The organism is Melioribacter sulfuriphilus, assembly GCF_051488685.1.
GTDB lineage: Bacteria > Bacteroidota > Ignavibacteria > Ignavibacteriales > Melioribacteraceae > Melioribacter.
Window position 1 is genome coordinate 75,378 of the sequence record NZ_JBPSEH010000007.1, and the last position, 17,947, is coordinate 93,324.

Annotated in this window: 18 protein-coding genes and 1 tRNA gene; 7 read left to right on the plus strand and 12 right to left on the minus strand. The window is 36.1% G+C overall.

The features are described 5' to 3' along the window. The first annotated feature begins 3 nt into the window (after positions 1-3). The 4 genes from ACSSV9_RS10420 to ftsE are packed head-to-tail and all read left to right on the plus strand — an operon-like array spanning position 4 to position 3,609. Positions 4-1,239 (plus strand): GWxTD domain-containing protein, encoded by a 1,236-nt coding sequence (locus tag ACSSV9_RS10420; RefSeq protein ID WP_437347197.1) that lies wholly within the window; start codon positions 4-6, stop codon positions 1,237-1,239. Continuing rightward, on the plus strand, positions 1,240-2,217 hold the full coding sequence (gene pdxA, locus ACSSV9_RS10425) for a 4-hydroxythreonine-4-phosphate dehydrogenase PdxA (protein ID WP_437347198.1): 978 nt from the start codon (positions 1,240-1,242) through the stop codon (positions 2,215-2,217). It abuts the gene before it with no gap. Continuing rightward, complete coding sequence (locus ACSSV9_RS10430; protein ID WP_437347199.1) at positions 2,207-2,941, plus strand: class I SAM-dependent DNA methyltransferase; 735 nt, start codon at positions 2,207-2,209, stop codon at positions 2,939-2,941. Before pdxA ends, ACSSV9_RS10430 begins: the two co-directional genes overlap by 11 nt. Then, positions 2,935-3,609 carry a cell division ATP-binding protein FtsE gene (ftsE, locus tag ACSSV9_RS10435; RefSeq protein WP_437347200.1) on the plus strand — a complete coding sequence of 225 codons (675 nt, stop codon included), beginning with the start codon at positions 2,935-2,937 and terminating at the stop codon, positions 3,607-3,609. The genes ACSSV9_RS10430 and ftsE overlap by 7 nt, the downstream gene beginning before the upstream one ends. A gap of 60 nt (positions 3,610-3,669) precedes the next feature. Here the strand turns inward: ftsE and ACSSV9_RS10440 are convergent, their stop codons facing one another. The 5 genes from ACSSV9_RS10440 to ACSSV9_RS10460 form a co-directional block, all read right to left on the minus strand. Continuing rightward, entirely contained in the window at positions 3,670-4,317 is a 648-nt protein-coding gene (locus ACSSV9_RS10440; protein ID WP_437347201.1) for an adenylate kinase, read from the minus strand. A gap of 78 nt (positions 4,318-4,395) precedes the next feature. Continuing rightward, complete coding sequence (locus ACSSV9_RS10445) at positions 4,396-4,836, minus strand: nucleoside deaminase (protein WP_437347202.1); 441 nt, start codon at positions 4,834-4,836, stop codon at positions 4,396-4,398. Positions 4,837-5,077: 241 nt separating this feature from the next. Next, positions 5,078-5,806 carry a 6-phosphogluconolactonase gene (gene pgl / locus ACSSV9_RS10450; protein WP_437347203.1) on the minus strand — a complete coding sequence of 243 codons (729 nt, stop codon included), beginning with the start codon at positions 5,804-5,806 and terminating at the stop codon, positions 5,078-5,080. Further along, positions 5,806-7,323 (minus strand): glucose-6-phosphate dehydrogenase, encoded by a 1,518-nt coding sequence (zwf, locus tag ACSSV9_RS10455; protein WP_437347204.1) that lies wholly within the window; start codon positions 7,321-7,323, stop codon positions 5,806-5,808. The genes pgl and zwf overlap by 1 nt, the downstream gene beginning before the upstream one ends. A 119-nt stretch (positions 7,324-7,442) precedes the next feature. Beyond that, positions 7,443-7,516 (minus strand) — tRNA-Arg (locus ACSSV9_RS10460). 573 nt (positions 7,517-8,089) lie between these two features. On the opposite strand from ACSSV9_RS10460, the gene rplU reads away from it, so the two are divergent. Together rplU and rpmA are read left to right on the plus strand one after the other, a co-directional pair. After that, on the plus strand, positions 8,090-8,398 hold the full coding sequence (gene rplU, locus ACSSV9_RS10465; RefSeq protein WP_437347205.1) for a 50S ribosomal protein L21: 309 nt from the start codon (positions 8,090-8,092) through the stop codon (positions 8,396-8,398). Positions 8,399-8,410: 12 nt separating this feature from the next. Then, positions 8,411-8,671, plus strand: coding sequence for a 50S ribosomal protein L27 (rpmA, locus tag ACSSV9_RS10470; RefSeq protein ID WP_437347206.1), 261 nt, complete (start codon positions 8,411-8,413; stop codon positions 8,669-8,671). A 29-nt stretch (positions 8,672-8,700) separates the two neighbouring features. Here the strand turns inward: rpmA and mdh are convergent, their stop codons facing one another. The 6 genes from mdh to ACSSV9_RS10500 all read right to left on the minus strand — a co-directional run bounded on the left by mdh (position 8,701) and on the right by ACSSV9_RS10500 (position 15,581). Further along, complete coding sequence (mdh, locus tag ACSSV9_RS10475; RefSeq protein WP_437347207.1) at positions 8,701-9,666, minus strand: malate dehydrogenase; 966 nt, start codon at positions 9,664-9,666, stop codon at positions 8,701-8,703. A 66-nt stretch (positions 9,667-9,732) separates the two neighbouring features. Further along, positions 9,733-10,146, minus strand: coding sequence for an ATP-binding protein (locus ACSSV9_RS10480; protein ID WP_437347208.1), 414 nt, complete (start codon positions 10,144-10,146; stop codon positions 9,733-9,735). A gap of 57 nt (positions 10,147-10,203) precedes the next feature. Continuing rightward, complete coding sequence (locus tag ACSSV9_RS10485; protein ID WP_437347209.1) at positions 10,204-12,126, minus strand: hypothetical protein; 1,923 nt, start codon at positions 12,124-12,126, stop codon at positions 10,204-10,206. Between the two features lies 1 nt (position 12,127). Next, positions 12,128-13,114 (minus strand): fibronectin type III domain-containing protein, encoded by a 987-nt coding sequence (locus ACSSV9_RS10490; RefSeq protein WP_437347210.1) that lies wholly within the window; start codon positions 13,112-13,114, stop codon positions 12,128-12,130. Further along, positions 13,101-14,498: an MBL fold metallo-hydrolase RNA specificity domain-containing protein gene (locus ACSSV9_RS10495; protein WP_437347211.1), complete on the minus strand. Its 1,398-nt coding sequence runs from the start codon at positions 14,496-14,498 to the stop codon at positions 13,101-13,103. Before ACSSV9_RS10495 ends, ACSSV9_RS10490 begins: the two co-directional genes overlap by 14 nt. 30 nt (positions 14,499-14,528) lie before the next feature. Beyond that, complete coding sequence (locus tag ACSSV9_RS10500; RefSeq protein WP_437347212.1) at positions 14,529-15,581, minus strand: AI-2E family transporter; 1,053 nt, start codon at positions 15,579-15,581, stop codon at positions 14,529-14,531. Positions 15,582-15,701: 120 nt separating this feature from the next. Here ACSSV9_RS10500 and pta point away from each other — a divergent pair, with 120 nt between their 5' ends. Continuing rightward, positions 15,702-16,685, plus strand: a complete 984-nt coding sequence (gene pta, locus ACSSV9_RS10505; protein WP_437347213.1) for a phosphate acetyltransferase — start codon at positions 15,702-15,704, stop codon at positions 16,683-16,685. A 42-nt stretch (positions 16,686-16,727) separates the two neighbouring features. On the opposite strand, the gene uxuA is transcribed toward pta, so the two are convergent. After that, on the minus strand, positions 16,728-17,945 hold the full coding sequence (gene uxuA, locus ACSSV9_RS10510; protein ID WP_437347354.1) for a mannonate dehydratase: 1,218 nt from the start codon (positions 17,943-17,945) through the stop codon (positions 16,728-16,730). Between the last annotated feature and the right edge of the window lie 2 nt (positions 17,946-17,947).

Genomic DNA, 17,947 nt, shown 5'->3' on the forward strand with positions numbered 1-17,947 from the left:
CAGATGACCAGGTTAACACTTCTACTGTCGATTATATTCTTGTTTTTAATTAAGAGTGAATCCTCAGCTCAGTGTCACGCAGGTCTATTTATCGAGAAAAATTTGCTGCGTGTTGCTGACTCAAATTATCTTTACATATCCATCAGAATTCCTTACGAAAGACTCGTCTTTATAAAAAAGCAAAATAACTATGTGTCAGGTTATTCGTTATCACTCGAACTGTTTCAAAAAGACCCCTTCGTTGAGAGGAAAACGATAACCGAAGAAGTAATTGCAAAATCTTACGAACAAACGGAAAGCAATACAGATTATTCGCAGGCTTTTACACATTTCTTGATAAAAAATGGTGACTATTATTTAATACCTACAGTATCGTATCTGAACAGTAATAAAACCGAGATTCTTGATACGATATTTATACGTACTGATGAAAAATATTTTGATCCCGTAATAATTGATTTAAGGGAGTATGATTGTGATGGACGCGAGGGTTATTTAATTGCTAATTACGGAAATCAAATTCCTTTTTCATCAAGGAATTACGGCTTGATAATACCCTTGAGTAATGATATTGCTTCAGAAAATTTAAGGATTAAAATTGAGCAAAATCAAAAAGTCATTTCTGATACTCTAATCGATAAAATTCATAACGGATTTCTATCGATCAATAAATGTAATAACGATCTATATTTGCTGACTAAAAGTGGCAACGGTTCTTATGTATTGATCAATAGTAAAAGCAGTCACCTCTATGAAGGCAAAGCAAAATTAAGCATATATAAAAATGATTCGTTGTTGTACAAAACATTTCTTGAAATATGCTGGATCGATAAACCTACTGTATTGCACGACGTCCGCTACGCTGTCGATATTATGGAAGCTGTATTTGGTAAAGATGCAGCAGTTGAAATAAAGAAGAATTCTTTAGGAACGCTGTTCAACAGTCTTGTCGAATATTGGAATAAACATTATCCTTCAGGAGAATCAGTTTATAACGGTCTGATGAATGAGTTTTACCGACGAGCGGATTATGCCGAGAATAACTTTTCCACAATGACAGAAAAGAAAGGAGCGCTTTCCGACCGTGGAATAGTCTATATAAAATTTGGTAAACCTGATCGGATCGAAAGGGATTATTCCGACAGCATAGTGAAAGAATACTGGTATTATGAAAATATTGACAAGCAATTTATATTTGTCGACGAAAAAGGATTGGGTAATTACAGATTAGAGAAATAAATGCCAAAATTTGCAATAACATGTGGCGATGTTAACGGAGTTGGTCCTGAAATAATATTGAAAGCGATTTTTCGATTAGCATCCCGTCGTCGTAATTTTTTTATTTACATTCCTCACAATATTTTTGAGCATTACAGAAAAAAATTGAATGTCGACATTGCGTATGACGTAATAGAAAACGAAGAACACGCGAATGGAAAATTTAATATTCATATTTGTAATTTAGGTAAAGCTCGTTTGACTGCAGGCAAGCCTTCTAAAGAATCCGGTGAAATTTCATACTACGCGATTCTCAGAGCTGTTAAGGCAGTCGAAGATAATTTGTGCGACGGAATTGTAACTGCTCCCATTTCCAAAGAAGCACTTTCGATGGCGGGAATCAATTTCCCCGGCCATACGGAGCTGTTAGCGCATCTAACCGCTACCAAAGATTATTCGATGGTCTTCCTGTCTGAAAAAATGATTTGCTCTTTGTTGACTATCCATGTCCCCGTTAAAAATGTACCGAAGATGATTAATAAAAGAGTATTGAAAAAAAATATCGAAATACTCTATCGAGTTCTTTCAAATGATATTGGTCTAAAAAATCCAAGGATTGCAGTGCTTGGTTTAAATCCTCATGCAGGTGAAAATGCACTCATTGGTAAAGAAGAAAAATTGATTATTAAACCCGTGGTGGATTTATTTAATTTTGTTGATGGTCCATTCCCCGCAGATGCTTTTTTTGGTGCTGCGTTATATAAGAAATATGACGGAATAGTTGGGATGTATCACGACCAGGTATTGATTCCATTCAAAATGCTATACTTCAATACTGGAGTGAATTATACGGCAAATTTACCGATTGTAAGAACGTCGCCCGACCACGGTACAGCTTTTGATATAGCCGGGAAAGGAGTGGCAATGGAAAGGAGCATGGTTGAAGCTATTTTATGGGCCGAAAAAATTATTCGAAACAGAAAAAAGAATGAAGAGTAGAAAGGTGCCTCAATATTCTGCACTGGCAAAAATTTATGGGCATCTGATGCGTTCAATCGATTATAATGATTGGGCCAAATATTTATTGGATATTGCTGCAGGGCTCGATACACAAAATTGTAAAGTTCTCGAATTGGCTGCCGGTACAGGTGAACTAGCACGTCTTTTATCTAATAAATTCACTGATTATGTAGCAATCGATAGTTCATACGACATGCTTAGTATTGCCAATGCTCAGGTTAAATTAGTTTGTTGTGATATGACATTATTACCATTTAAAAATAAATTCAATCTTATTTTTTCAACATTTGATAGCATTAATTATCTTACAGAAAAAGAAAAGCTTAAAATGCTCTTTGCCGAAGTTGAGAGGTGTCTGGAAACCACTGGCATTTTTACTTTTGATGTTAGTTTGGAGTTCAACAGTATTAAGAATGCAAAATATCTTAACAGGAGTGGTAAATACGGAAAGATAAAGTATACTCAAAAAAGTTATTACGATAAAAAAGAGAGAATTCATTACAACAATTTTGAAATAATAATGGAAGATGGAACTAAATATTATGAAGAGCATCGGCAGAGGATTTACAGTATTGAAGAATATCTGGAACTGATCGACTCTACCGGACTATATGTTGTAAATTGTTTTGATGCGTTTACCTTCAACGATGTAAAGAAGGATTCAGAAAGAGCACAATTTATATTAAAGAAAAAGTCATGTTGATATTTAACCATGTAGATTTTTCATATTCGAATCAGCCTGTATTTCAGGATCTAAACTTACAGGTTGAACAAGGCGAATTCGTCTTTTTAATTGGAAAAAGCGGAATAGGTAAATCAACCCTTTTGAAATTAATTTATATGGATTGTTTTCCGGATTCCGGTTATGTGCAGGTTGGTGAATACTCGTCCGATTCAATTAAAACAAAGGATATTCCATATCTTCGAAGAAAAATTGGAGTAATTTTTCAGGATTTTCAGTTATTAAGCGACCGGAACGTTTACGATAACCTTGCTTTTGTGCTTGAGGTTACAGGTACTCATAGGAAGGAAATAAAAAGGCGAATAATGAACGCTCTTTCTGAGGTTGGCTTAACTCATAAGCAGAAGAATATGCCTGATGAATTGTCAGGAGGTGAAAAACAAAGAGTTGCAATTGCTCGAGCCATTATAAACGATCCTTTCTTAATATTGGCTGATGAGCCGACCGGAAATCTCGACCCTGAAACTGCCGATGAAATACTCTCCATATTAAAAAAAATCAATTCACGCGGCACTTCCGTTATTTTTGCTACACATAACTACGAGTTGATTCGCGCTTACAATGCAAAAATATTGAAATTGGATAATGGTAAAGCTGTTAAAGTTGTTTTAAAGAAAAAAGAAAATTAAAAAGGCAGTCTCAATCCTGTTTACTAAATATTTTATCTATAGACGAGACTGCCAGGTATGTTAGTTGCGGCCTAATTTTTCGAGAATTGCCTTACTTACCTCTTCAATCGATTTTGTTCCATCAACTTCAATAATTTCCGCTTTGTCATGGTAGTATTTGAAAACAGGTTCTGTAGTTTCGTGGTAGACTTTAAGCCGGTTTTTTATTACCTCTTCTTCGTCGTCTTTTCTTTTAACAAAGCTGTCTTCGGCACCACAAGAAGGACATTTAGTGTTTTCATTCAGTGCGTCCTTATTGATTATAAAGCCGCACTTGTTGCAAACGAGTCTATTCGATAGTCGACTGATAATTACATTATCGTCGGCTTCGAGTTTGATGAGATACAATTTTTCGTTATTTAATTCAGATAGAATGCGGGTGAGTATCTCAGCCTGAGGGAGTGTTCTTGGAAATCCATCAAGAATAAAACCGTTTTTGCATTTTTCCTGTTGAAGGGTTTCTTTTACAATACCACCTACAATTTCGTCGGGAACCAGTCCGCCGCTTTGAACAATTTCCTTGGCTTTAAGGCCGAGTTCGGTTTCATTTTTGATTGCATCTCGTAAGATGTCGCCCGTAGAAATATGAGCCAAGTTGAGTTTTGAAGCGAGTATTTTAGCTTGAGTTCCTTTCCCCACGCCAGGGGCTCCGAATATTATTATCTGCATGGCAACTATATTTATTTGTGAATAAAAAAATTTGATTGCGAAAATTAGTTATAAATGTCCTAATTAACAAATTACATCTCAGTTTTTCAGACTTCGTTTCCTTCTAAAAAATTCTTCCAGAAGTGCCCTCGATTCATTCTCGTAAATTCCTGAGTAAACTTTCGGTTTGTGGTTATAATTTCCTGTTTCGATTAAATTGTGGAGGGAACCGCAAGCACCAAATTTAGGTTCGTATGTACCAAAATAGATTGTTTTAATTCTCGAGAGGAGTAAAGCCCCTGTACACATTATACACGGTTCGGCAGTGATATAAATGTCGCATTCATTCAAACGCCAATCGCCTAAATAGTTGGCGGCAGAAGTAATTGCAATCATTTCTGCATGGGCGGTAGGATCTTTGAGACGCTCGGTCTGATTGTAGCCCCGCCCAATAATTTTGTTTTGATAAACAACAACCGCCCCAATAGGTACTTCATTTTCCTCAAATGCTTTTTCTGCTTCCTGTAGCGCAGAAAACATATTCTTATATACAAATTCCGGAAATATCATTTTCTCAAATATTATTTCTTACAAATATAATAATGCAGGAAACATTATTTCAGGTTATTACTCAATTTATAAATGAATGAAATTTTATAGTGTGTGGCAGTTAAATATATCTACAACACAAATATCTGCATTAAAATCTAATTCAACAGAATGAATATAAATTCAGGAGCAATTTTATATTACTAGTGATTTAAATCGTAGGATTAGTTGATTATAATTCACTAGCAGCTTCTTTGTCCACAATCCATCTTAATTTTCCGTTTGTGGGATTTATAAAGTATGCAGGATATTTTTCAGCTCCAGGTTTATGATGAAGTAGTTCACCAAGCACTTTTGCCTTTTTTATGCCGGTTGCGAGAATAATAATTTTTGATGCATTATTTATAATTTTACCTGTGACCGTAATTCTTTTTTGACCGCTTACAGGATGAACGGCTACAGCACAGAAATCTTCGGCATTAAGCAAATTTAACTGATCGGGAAAAATTGAAGCTGTATGTCCGTCTTCGCCCAGACCTAACATCATTAAATCGAAAGAGGGAAGTCCGTTATTAAAGCGTAAGTTTTGTTTTAATAATTGTGAATAATTTGCAGCTTCTTTGGCTGGATCATTTTCGCCTTTTATTCTAAAAATATTTTCATGAGGGATATCGATATATTTTAATAAATTATCGTAAGTCATTTTAAAATTGCTTTCGTCGTTATCAGGCGGTACGCATCTTTCGTCACCCCAGAATAATTTTATCCTTTCCCATGCAATATTTTTACTATAGTCTTCAGCAATTTTTTTGAACAACCTTTTTGGAGTATTTCCACCCGCAAGTGCAATGGTAAAATAAGCTTGAGGCTGAAAATTCTTTGTTTGACTATTAATATAATCAACGGCCAATCGGGCTATTTCATCAATGTCAGTGAAAATGATCAGTTTTTCATTTTTCATTATAATTCACAATAGAGATTGCTGTTTGTTAAATTGCGGCACGGGAAATGCCACGTTTGATTTTCGTCTTCGAATAGATTATCAGCTTCCTTTGGTCCCCATGTACCGGCGGGGTAACCGTAGAGCGGTACGTCTGGATTATTTGACCATTCTTCCAGTATAGGAGTGAGAAATTTCCACGCTTCAATTACTTCTTCAGTACGTGCAAAGAGTGTATTATCACCTCTGATCGTATCATAAAGTAGTCTTTCGTAGGCAGTCGGAATTCGCTGATGCGCCAGCTCAGAGTACCTGAAGTCGAGATCGATATTTTGTACTTCGAAACCGGCCCCGGAAGTTTTGATCCCAATTTCGAGTAGCATACCTTCATCCGGCTGGATTCTCAATATTAATTTATTGCAAGCTTCCTGGATATTATTTCGTTTGAACAGAAAATGTGGTGTCGGCTTGAAATGAATTACCACCTCTGTTACGCGCGTAGGAAGCCTTTTCCCTGTTCTGATATAAAAAGGAACGCCACCCCAGCGCCAGTTATCAATAAAAAACTTTATTGCTGCAAATGTCTCTGTTTTTGAATCAGGTTTTATATTATTTTCTTCCCTGTAACCTTTAACAACCTCATTATTAATAACGGAAGTTACATATTGTCCTCTAACAGTAAATTTTGTTATATCTTCTTTCCTTATTGGCCGCAAAGATTGGAACACTTTCAGGATTTCATTTCTTATAGAAAGCGGTTCAAGTGAGGAGGGGGGTTCCATAGCAATTAAACCGACTAACTGTAGTAAATGATTTTGAATCATGTCTCTCAATGCACCAATTGTATCGTAATAACCGCCTCTATTTTCAATTCCGATATTTTCTGCAGCAGTAACTTCAATATGGTGGATGTAGTTTCTGTTCCAGAGAGGTTCGAATATTCCATTAGAAAAGCGAGTAACAAGTACATTTTGAACGGTTTCTTTCCCAAGGTAGTGATCAATGCGGAATATTTGTTCTTCTTTCCAATCCTTAAGCAAGATATCTTTTAATTCTATTGAAGATGCCAGGTCGAAACCAAATGGTTTTTCTATGATCAATCTTTTCCAGCCGTCATCTGTAGTATTTAGTCCTGCGGCAGCCAAATTGACTGGAATAATTCTGTATAACGATGGTGGAGTTGATAAATAGAAAATAGAATTCCCCGGTATCTCGTATCTTGTACGTAGTTCTTCTATGTATCTTTTTAGTCGTATATAATCCTGATAGTTATTGTAATCTAAATTAATATAAAATAAATGTACTAGGAAATCATCGATTAATGATTTGTCCTCTATTTCTTCTGAGTTCTGGATCGATTCCCTCATAATATTTCTGAAATCGTCGTCAGTAAGACGACTACGAGCTGCACCGAGTATTATATATTTATCTGGCAAGAGGTTCTGTAAATAAAGCGAGTAGAGCGCAGGTATTAATTTGCGTTTTGTGAGATCGCCCGATGCACCGAATATTGTATAAATATGTCTATCGTTGTTCATATTTACTCAAACGAAATATCGATAAGATGTAATTAATTCCGAAAAGTATCAGTTCAATGACCTAAAATCTTTCTCTTAAAATAAAAAAACAGACCTTAAGTGTAAGTCTGCTTTTTTCGTACACCCGGGAGGACTCGAACCTCCAACCTTCTGATCCGTAGTCAGATGCTCTATCCAATTAAGCTACGGGTGCAAATAATTAACAAAAAACATGATTTCTAAGAATTTATTTTACCAGATTCTTATTTTAGTCTATAGTCTGTGCTGCTCATTTAAATAATGAGATAATCACAAGATTACATGTCTAAAGAACATGCCGACACATTAAAAAGTAACGCAATTTCATACAAAAATTAAAAAAAGTGCAACAAATATAAAACGATAAAAGTAAATATTCAATTTTGCGGAAAACTGCGTCAGATATTTAATTGCATTTCCAATTTACAGTATTGAATTAAAGAAATACATCATGCTTTACCTTGAAGATACAAAAGTAGAATTATTTCATCGATTCTTATTGTTTTTATTAGTGTATTCTGCCTCGCAAATTTGAATTTTTTTATTATTCGATTTGTGAAAATTTATGTAATAAAATTGCATACTCGATTGTAAATAATATACCGCCCCGAAAGTATTTTGAGCTATACAAAGATTTTTTCCTTATTTTAATTTTAGAAAATAAAATTTCCTGTTGTGTTAAGAGTTGACAACTATAAAAAGTTTTAAGTATATTAGCGTTTCAAAAAAATGATAATTTGGAGGAATAATGTTTGCTGTTGTAGAGATCGCTGGGCAACAGTTTATCGTAACGGAGAACAAAAAAATTTATGTTCCGAAATTAGATAAAGAGCCAGAATCCGAAGTTGTTTTCGATACGGTTCTTTTGTATAACGACGATAAAAATATTAAAGTCGGCGCTCCAAAAGTGGAAGGCGTTAAGGTGCATGCTAAAGTATTAGAGCACGTAAAGGATGAGAAAGTGATAGTCTTCAAAAAGAAAAGAAGAAAATCGTACGAAAAGAAAAACGGGCATCGTCAGCAATTAACAAGAATTGAAATTACAAAGATAGCATAGAAGGAGGAATAAATGGCTCATAAAAAAGGACAGGGATCATCGAGAAACGGTCGCGACAGTAATCCGCAATATTTAGGAGTGAAAGCTTTTGGCGGCGAAAGAGTAACAGCTGGTTCAATTTTAGTTCGTCAGAAGGGTACAAATTTTCATCCGGGGAAAAATGTTAAGTTAGCTGGCGATCATTCTCTTTTTGCTACAATTGACGGTTATGTTAAGTTTGAACGCAAGAAAAACAACAGAAAGTACGTAAGCGTCTACGAAACTCTTTCATAAAAAAACCCTCCTTAAAGGAGGGTTTTTTGTTAAAAGCCAAGTATGATCATATCATCTACTAATTTTTTAACAGCGTCGACAGAATTATTAAACATTGCTTGTTCTTCATCATTCAGTGTGAGTTCAACAACCTTTTCAACGCCTTTTTCGCCTAAAATTGCGGGAACGCCCACATAAAATCCTTTAACACCGAATTCGCCATTGAGATATGCGCAGGTAGGTAGCAATCTTTTTTCATCATGCAAAATAGCTTTTGCCATTGCAGTTGCCGAAGCTGCAGGAGAGTAGAATGCAGAACCTGTTTTAAGCAGTTTTACAACTTCGCCACCTGCCATACGTGTTCTCTGAACTATTGCATCCATAACTTCTTTTGCCTTGTTGGCATCATTGTACTTTCGTTCCAGCATTTCCATAACTGGAATACCATTTACATTTGCGTATCGTACCAGCGGAACCATTGTATCCCCATGTCCGCCTAGAACCATAGCATTTACGTCCTTAACCGATACTCCCAATTCCCAGGCTATGAATGATGCAAATCGGGAAGAATCGAGTACTCCTGCTTGTCCCATAACTCTGTGGGTTGGGAAACCGCTAACTTTTTGGAATAACGTTACCATTGCATCGAGAGGGTTAGAAATGACTATAACAACTGAATCAGGTGCGTAATTTTTAACATTCTCGGCGACTGTTTTCATTATTTTAGCATTGGTAGTTAACAGGTCGTCACGGCTCATGCCGGGTTTCCTTGGTAGTCCAGCCGTAATAATAACGAGGTCTGAGCCAGAAATATCTTTATAATCATTCGTGCCTTTGATTGATAGATCGAACTGGTCAACTCGCGAGGCTTCTGCTATGTCCAGTGTTTTCCCCTGCGGAAGGTCTTCGACAATATCATATAAAACAACATCCCCTAATTCTTTTAATGCTATTAATTGAGTGAGAACGCCGCCAATTTGTCCCCCTCCAATAAGTGCAATTTTTTTTCTAGGCATGGCTGCTCCTTATTTTAATTGGATTTGTGGATACAATATAGGAAATATGCCTTATAAGTAAAATATTTATTTTAAGTTCAGCACAAGAATGGTTTCAGTTCCTTCGCTGGTAAAATTATATCTCAATTCGTCTACGAAAGATTTGATGATATGAATTCCTCGCCCGCTTTCTTTAAGTAGATTCTCCGGCTTCGTTGGATCCGGAATTGAATCGAGGTTAAACCCTTTCCCCTGATCTTTAATAATTATAATCATCTTTGAATCGTCTACCTTGACTGTAATCCTAATCCTTTTATCGGGATCGTTTTTATTACCATGGATAATACTGTTTGAAACAGCTTCTGAAAAAGATAACGACAGATTGTTAAATTTGTCTTCTGACAGTCCAGCGTCTTTCGCTACGCCGATAATAAATTCGTCCAATGCAGGCAGCAAACTTCTGTCGCTCGGAATTTCTTTATAACATATTTTCTCTGTCAAATTAGATGCTCCATAAAAGACTCTATAAAAATAAAACACAATCTTTACTGGTGCAAATTATAATCGATAATTTAAATTCATACTGAAATTAATCACATTTCTGTTATTGTTTGATGATGATATGAATTCATAGATTCCGTCGAATGTGAAATCTATCTTGTTGTTGATTATATAACGCGCCGAGGCAATGGGACCAATACTTTTATATGTGGATGCAAGTTTCTTTTCAAGACCACTAGCATAATTATATGCATCCAGCAAAAAATATCGTATGCCGAACCCAACTTTCAAACCTTCGATGTCAAAAATTAATTTGGGCTCCGCATAAAATTCGGATAAAAATCTTATAGGACTTGCTGAAAAATTATCCCAGTTGAAATCCCCTTGTTCCGAAAATTTAATATAGGTTGTTACAAAAAAATTTATATTGTTGAAAACAGCTGCTAATGTAGAGTCTTTGAGCAAAAGATGGCGATATGAAAAACTTTTGTAGTTCGGATTTAGTTTTTCATAATCGAATACGGTATAGTTGGCAGAAACTTCGGCGGTATTTACAGAACGAAATTTGTTCGATTCAATTATCCCACCTGTGCCTAATTTGAGTATTCTCTGTACATTATTATTTGAACTTCTCTGGGAAAAAATATAGACAGTTTTATTGAACGTACCTTCCAGATTAATGAATGCCGCAAAAATCCGACTGAGTTTTTTCAGATAGGTTAATGTGGCGGTGCTTAGAAGCTCGTCTCTATCGTCATAGTTTTCGGCACTCGGTGTGTCGTACTGCAGTTTCCTGTGGTATAAATTAAAAGTTAATAAATCATTACTCGTGATTTTGTATAATGAAGAAAGTGAAATGTGAGCAATTTTCGAAAAGTTATTTTTTAGTGCTTCTGTATTGGCTCTTTGATTGAAAATAATCTGACTTAATCCTTCAATTTCACGGGGCTTGTGATTCTCGTCTCGCTCTGAATAAGTAAATTTAAATAGTACTTTCAGTTTGTCAGTTGTATAGTCTACATTTGAACCAAGTTCCAGATTCATTTCCTGAATTTCAGAATCGAATGAGCTGCTTGTTGTGTTAATGATACTAACATACCTGGTAACTCTTTTCACCTGTTTCCAGTAAAGCTTTCCAAGCAATCCCATTTTCAGAGGTGAATTTGATTGACCAAATGTAAGCCTGTCGATAATTTGATAGTTAGCTTCATCTCGTGATTGTATGTTGTTGTTAATTCCGAATTCGTAAGAAGTAATACTGTCGGCTTTAAAATAAAAATCGCGTTTTTGTACGGAATAATTGAATGAAATAAAATTTCTCAAATTTTCAAGTTCGTTATTCAATTCGAATTTTACATACCGAAAGGAATTTTTCCTCGGCGAAATATCTTCGTTCTGAAATTTCATAAACGACGAGAAGATAAATTCATCGATATTAGTTGGAGCTAGGTTAATTTCGGCGCCATAGACTAATCCGTTGTCTGTTTCATCTATTTGATTGTTTGACGATTTACCTCCGAAAGCCGTCATTTCAAATTTTTCCCAAGGCTGAAACCCCGCAAAAAAAGTAGCTTGCGTAACGTATGTTTTGTTGATAGATAGCGGGCGATTGTCTTTGTAAAGATTATTATAAAAAAGTATTCCAGTTCTGAAGTAATTATTAAATTTGTATCGCAACAAAAGTCTAAAGTATTGCTCGTCTTTTATGTTCTTATCGGCAGACTTAACAACTGTCGAATTAAAATTTTCTTCGAGCCCAACAAAAAGGTCGGAAAGGATATAATTGTAACTTAGCCGTGTGTTGAATATGTGTGTGTTTAGCTGTTTGTCGACTGAGTTTCTAAGCAATTTTTCGGATAAAGAATTTATGGAATAAAAAGAACTGTCCTTCAAAACTTGGGCATCGGCTAAAGTATGGGTCGTCCACATTATCAATGATATATAAATGATTACGGATAATATTTTGAGTTTTGTTAACAAGTCAATTTTGCACGGGATTATAAAAAAATGAAAATGTTTTACTGATTGAATTTGGTCTTTTATCTTTCGTGTAACTAATTATTTTCCAGTAGTACTTAATATAAGGTTTAAGATATATTTTATCAGCTTTTACAGTATAAATTGTATCGGGTTTGACATCGAAAAGAGAAATGCTATTTATCATTCCCCCGTTCTCGCTCGTCTGTATAATCAAATCGTATGAAGCTGGGGCAGAAGCAGCTTTAAATACAAATTTATCCAGCCAAATAACAGTTGAATTATCTTCGGGATAAAGAAGAATAGGAGCATTGAGTACGTAATCTGAAACAGCGTCGGTACCGTTGCTTTTGAGTCCTCCTTTGTCAACGCTTACAATTTTGTAATAATATTTTTTCAAAAGTTCAATGCTATTAGTATCAAGAAAATAATTATTTGAAGAAGCTTTAATGGGTGAATGATTGTTAATTGAAAAATTGTCCACGGTGTCTCTAAAGATCTCGTAATGACTGATGTCGCTGTCGTAAGCAGGTGACCACGAAACTTCGATTTCTGGTTTCCCAGCGCGGTTGTAGCCATAAACAAATAAGTAAACTGGATTGTAAGGAGGGAATATATTCAAGGGGCGAGCTGACACTGTATTGCTGAAGTTGCTAATGTTGCCGTAAATATCCTTTGCAGCAATACGATAAAAATATGTTGAGTCGTAATCGAGATTCCTATCGATATAATAATTGTTTGAAGTAAAAGCTATATTGATAAAGTTAGATGTATCGTTAATGCTGCGGAATACCAGGTAGCCATCAATATCGGGCTCATTATTTTTACTCCAGGATAAACCAACCAGACCATCGAAAGCTGAATAGACTCCAAACTTTATCGGAGGAAGAGGTGGTATAGATTCTCCGCCAGGCTGTGTAGGTTCGTTCTCTCGGCAAGCTACAGTCAACAAAATTGTAATTGAAAATAATATGTTTTTACAACTCCTCACTATATCCCCTTTCGGGAACAATTACGGATTTGAATCCTGCATTAAGCAGCTTTGATTTAAACGGTATTTGTTGTTCCAGTTCACCGTGTACCAGAAATATATTTCGAAGTCGACTTTTATCAAAACGCGATACGTAATTAAACAGTTCGTTTGTATCGGCGTGGGCGCTAAATGAATCCATGACTATTACTTCGGCGTTGAGCTGGTATTCATCGCCGAAAATATTAACGGGCGATTGTTTTTCGGCAATTTTTCGGCCAAGTGTATTTTCTGCAGTATAACCGACGATTAAAATTATATTGTCCGGGTTCTCGATGTTATTTGCTAAGTGGTGCAAGATTCTTCCGGATTCGCACATACCGGAGCTCGAGATTATCATGCATGGACCAGAAGTCGTATTGAGCTTTTTTGAATCCTCAACATCCTTAATATAAGTCAATTTATCGAATCCGAAAGGGTCTTTGTGATCGATTAAAAATTGGCTGATCTCAAAATCGAAACATTCGGGATGAAGCCTGAAAATTTCTGTCGCGTTAACCGACAATGGACTGTCTACATATATTCGTATTTCAGGTGCCATTTTATTCTCGAATATTCGATGAATAGCATAAACAAGTTCTTGGGTTCTGCCGACACTAAAGGCCGGTACTATTATTTTTGATTTCCTTTCCCAGGCTAATTTAATAACTTCAGCTAATTTTTCTTCAGTATGTTCTGGATTGTCGTGCGTTTTGTTACCATAAGTCGATTCACAAATGTAATAGTCAACATCGGGAATTTTTTCCGGGTCTCTTAATATAGGTAAATTTGGACGGCCGAGATCACCCGAAAAGCCAATCTGTTTTAATGTCCCGTTTTCATTAATTGTAAGGAAAAGCGATGCTGAGCCGAGAATATGTCCTGCGTCGAAAAAAGTCAACTTGATTCCTGGCACAATCTCAAATTCACGATGATAATTTATTCCGACGAACAATTCGAGCGTTTGTCGGGCGTCGGTTTGAGTATATAAAGGTTCGAATAAATTTTGTCCCCGTTTCTTTCTTTTTTTATTTACGTATTCGACATCTTTCTCTTGTATATGAGCGCTGTCCAAAAGCATGATTGACGCCAGATCACGAGTGGCAAATGTGGAAAAGATTTTGCCGTTAAATCCTTTTTTTACCAGTGTAGGTAAATTGCCTGAATGGTCGATATGAGCGTGAGTTAGTATTACAAAATCGATTTCTGCCGGATTGAAAAAATCAAAAGTGCGGTTGAGTTCAAATGCCAGTTTCCTTTTACCTTGATAAAGTCCACAATCAATTAGAAATCTTTTGCCGCATGCTTCGATATAATGCATTGAACCGGTTACGGTTTGAGCTGCACCAATAAATTGAATTTTCATGATATTCCTTATCTTAGAAGATTTCGGTTGTTACATTCTGATAACTTTATAATTCTTATAACCGTAATAAAATTCTTTTGCCGCGGTTTTGATTACCGTGGCGGTGGGCACCGCAAGCAGCATCCCAATTATTCCGAGCAACTTGCTGCCTATTAAGATTAATATAATTATTCCCAGCGGATGGATGTCCGTACTCTTGGAAAATAAGTTTGGCTGAATAAAGCCGTTGTCCAATGCATAGACTGCCAGGAACATTAATATTATTTTAGGTAGCATCGAAAAATCTCCAAATTGTACTACTGATATTAATATTGCCGGCAGTCCACCAATAATCGGACCGAAATATGGTATAAGATGTCCTACGCCTGCTACAAACCCAATTGAAGCTGAATTGTTGATTCCGAGTATTGCCAGGCCCAGACCACTCATAATCCCTACAATCATGGCATCGAATATCCAGCTTCTTACATATTTGCTGAGCTGAAGCGATATTTTTCTTATTACCCAGTATGATACTTCGAAATATTTATTCGGCATTATATTTATTATGCCTTTTAGTAACAGTGTACTATCCTTCAATAAAAAGTAAGTAACAAACGGTACAATTATTAAAATTGCTATTACAGCAAATAAACTTTCGACGATATTAGTAAGATCACTGATCCATACATTAAACATTCCTTGCAAATCGGCACTTATTTTTTCGGACAGATTAATCGGTCTGAGGAAGGGGAGAGTGCTATGTATTACTTTTTCAACTTGTCCTAATGTATTATCCAGATTTTCTGGAGTCATTAGGTTAATTACTTGTTTCATCTGGTGAACAATTTTGGGAAGTATTATTGAAATTCCAAATATGCTAATTACGCCTGTCGATACAAAAACAATCAACACGGAATATGTCCTTTTAATTCCTTGAGCTTCGATAAAATCCACAATCGGTTTAAATATCATCGAGAGCAATAGTGCGATAATTAGCATAATCCAGATTTCTGCAAAAGTATAGAGAATAAATGCTGCAATCGATATGGTAAGAATCCAGGTAAATAAAGTAGTTAGAGAGTATGTATGTTTGTTTTCCATTTATAATTTCAAAAACGAATTATCTTTCCCAAAATATCGTTAAAAAGAGGAATTATTCAAACTAAATTGTCCATTTTAATTATATTTACAGATAAAAATTTAAAAAAATTAGGAGAAAAAATGTCTGAAATTGCATTATTGAAAAACCTGAGAGAAAAAGCTTCTCAAAAGAAGCGAACCATAATATTGCCGGAATCACACGACGAGAGAGTACTAAGAGCGGCTGAGATAATTACAAAGGAAGGCATTGCCTCAGTTATAACGCTCGGAAACGAGGAGAAGATACGTACACAGGCGTTGGAATTAAAAATAGATTTAACCGGCATAAGAATTATCGACCCGGAGAGGTCAGATAAGTTAAGTGATTTTGCTAATATATTTTATAATTTGAGAAAACATAAGGGGATAACAATTGAAGAAGCTCGTGAGACTGTCAAAAGAGATATCTTCTTTGCAGGGATGATGGTCAGAGAGGGGATGGCTCACGGAAGTGTAGCAGGTTCTGTTGCTACAACTGCAGATGTTACACGTGCTGCAATCTTTTGTGTCGGTTTGAAAGAAGGGATTTCAATTTTATCGAGTTTCTTTTTGATGGCTTATCCCGATAAAGTTTATAGTTTCGCAGATTGCGCAGTTAATCCCGATCCCGACCCAAATCAACTGGCAGATATTGCCATTTCGACTGCAGAGAATCATAGAAAATTAACTGGCGAAGAACCGTATATTGCCATGCTTTCGTTTTCAACAAAAGGCAGCGCTGAACATCCACTTGTAGATAAAGTGAGAACTGCAACGCAACTTGTACGGCAAAAAAGACCCGATTTGAAAGTTGACGGCGAGCTCCAATTCGATGCAGCAATTGTTGAATCAGTTGGTAAGAAAAAAGCGCCTGGCAGTGAAGTTGCAGGCCGTGCTAATGTACTGGTTTTCCCCGATTTAAATGCAGGCAATATTGGCTATAAAATTGCTCAAAGATTAGGAGGTGCTGAGGCTGTTGGTCCAATTAATCAGGGAGTAAAAAGACCATTCTTTGATTTATCGAGAGGATGTAAAGTGGATGATATTGTGAATACTGTTGCAATTGCCTGCCTTATGGCTGATTAACTTTTTGCGCTGTCCCTTCTTGCAAGAAGGGACAGCAACTTTTCATAACGAATATTTTATTCCGATTTCTAAACCTTGCAATTCAGACAAACCTTTTAATCTTCCGATAAAGGAGTAACCTGGATAAAATTTTTTATTCCGAAGTTTTTCAATTTCTCTGTCAAAATCTGTCGTTTTTCCATGGTCGGGTCTCATGGGCATACGGTAATTTTCTATTCCATTTTCCATTCTTCGTTTTTGTTCAAGCAAAAGAATTTTTACTACGTTATACATGTCCACCGACCCTTCCAGATGATTGTTCTCTCGAAAATTTCCATCAGCGTCGATAATTACATTTCTAAGGTGAACAAAATTAACACGGTGAGCTAATTTAGCTGTTATTTCTGTTACGTTATTTTGAACTCCCGATCCGAGTGAACCTGTACAGAGAGTGATCCCGTTAGAAGTGGAATCTACACTGTTTATTATTTCGAGAAGATGGTCGCATGTGCTTACTACTCGAGGCAATCCCAGCAAAGGACGCGGAGGATCATCCGGGTGAATTGCCATCAGTATCCCATTTTCTTCAGCGACTGGTATTATTTCTTTCAAAAAGTCTTTTAAATTTTCAAGGAGGGTAATGTCATTAATTTCTTTGTAGTCATCTAGTGCTTTTTGGAACTCGTCAAGTGTATAGGCTTCAAGAGAACCGGGCAAGCCGAGCAAAATTGTGTCAACGAGTCGTTGCTTTTCGTTGTCATCGATACTAGCAAAATACTCTTCAGCTTTTTTGATAATATCTTCAGAGTAATCTTTTTCAGCACCTTTTCTCTTTAAAATGAAAAGATCGAATGCCGCAAAAACGTGAGATTCGAATCCCGAGACGATTGCTCCGTCCTCAGTATGTATTTTTAGATTTGTACGCGACCAATCGAGTACAGGCATAAAATTATAACAAACTCTTTTAATGCCACACCTGGAGAGATTAATCAGGGAAGTTTTATAGTTCTCAATCAATTGCCTGTAATTTTTTTTCTTCTTTTTAATGTTTTCGTGTACTGGCAGACTTTCTACAACTTCCCAGCTCAGCCCTGGTTTTTCAATTTCATTTTTTCTTTTTAATATTTCTTCCTGTGGCCAGACTTCGCCAGTGGGAATATGGTGTAGTGCTGTAACAATTCCAGTAGCTCCTGCAATTTTAATGTCATCAAAAGTAAGTGGGTCGTTAGGCCCGAACCACCGCCACGAATAGATAAATCCGATTTTATCTTTAAAGTCCATCA

Coding starts and splice junctions, on each gene's coding strand:
- ACSSV9_RS10420 (WP_437347197.1), top strand. CDS start 4: ATGACCAGGTTAACACTTCTACTGTCGATTATATTCTTGTTTTTAATT.
- pdxA (WP_437347198.1), top strand. CDS start 1,240: ATGCCAAAATTTGCAATAACATGTGGCGATGTTAACGGAGTTGGTCCT.
- ACSSV9_RS10430 (WP_437347199.1), top strand. CDS start 2,207: ATGAAGAGTAGAAAGGTGCCTCAATATTCTGCACTGGCAAAAATTTAT.
- ftsE (WP_437347200.1), top strand. CDS start 2,935: ATGTTGATATTTAACCATGTAGATTTTTCATATTCGAATCAGCCTGTA.
- ACSSV9_RS10440 (WP_437347201.1), bottom strand. CDS start 4,317: ATGCAGATAATAATATTCGGAGCCCCTGGCGTGGGGAAAGGAACTCAA.
- ACSSV9_RS10445 (WP_437347202.1), bottom strand. CDS start 4,836: ATGTTTTCTGCGCTACAGGAAGCAGAAAAAGCATTTGAGGAAAATGAA.
- pgl (WP_437347203.1), bottom strand. CDS start 5,806: ATGAAAAATGAAAAACTGATCATTTTCACTGACATTGATGAAATAGCC.
- zwf (WP_437347204.1), bottom strand. CDS start 7,323: ATGAACAACGATAGACATATTTATACAATATTCGGTGCATCGGGCGAT.
- rplU (WP_437347205.1), top strand. CDS start 8,090: ATGTTTGCTGTTGTAGAGATCGCTGGGCAACAGTTTATCGTAACGGAG.
- rpmA (WP_437347206.1), top strand. CDS start 8,411: ATGGCTCATAAAAAAGGACAGGGATCATCGAGAAACGGTCGCGACAGT.
- mdh (WP_437347207.1), bottom strand. CDS start 9,666: ATGCCTAGAAAAAAAATTGCACTTATTGGAGGGGGACAAATTGGCGGC.
- ACSSV9_RS10495 (WP_437347211.1), bottom strand. CDS start 14,498: ATGAAAATTCAATTTATTGGTGCAGCTCAAACCGTAACCGGTTCAATG.
- ACSSV9_RS10500 (WP_437347212.1), bottom strand. CDS start 15,581: ATGGAAAACAAACATACATACTCTCTAACTACTTTATTTACCTGGATT.
- pta (WP_437347213.1), top strand. CDS start 15,702: ATGTCTGAAATTGCATTATTGAAAAACCTGAGAGAAAAAGCTTCTCAA.
- uxuA (WP_437347354.1), bottom strand. CDS start 17,945: ATGGACTTTAAAGATAAAATCGGATTTATCTATTCGTGGCGGTGGTTC.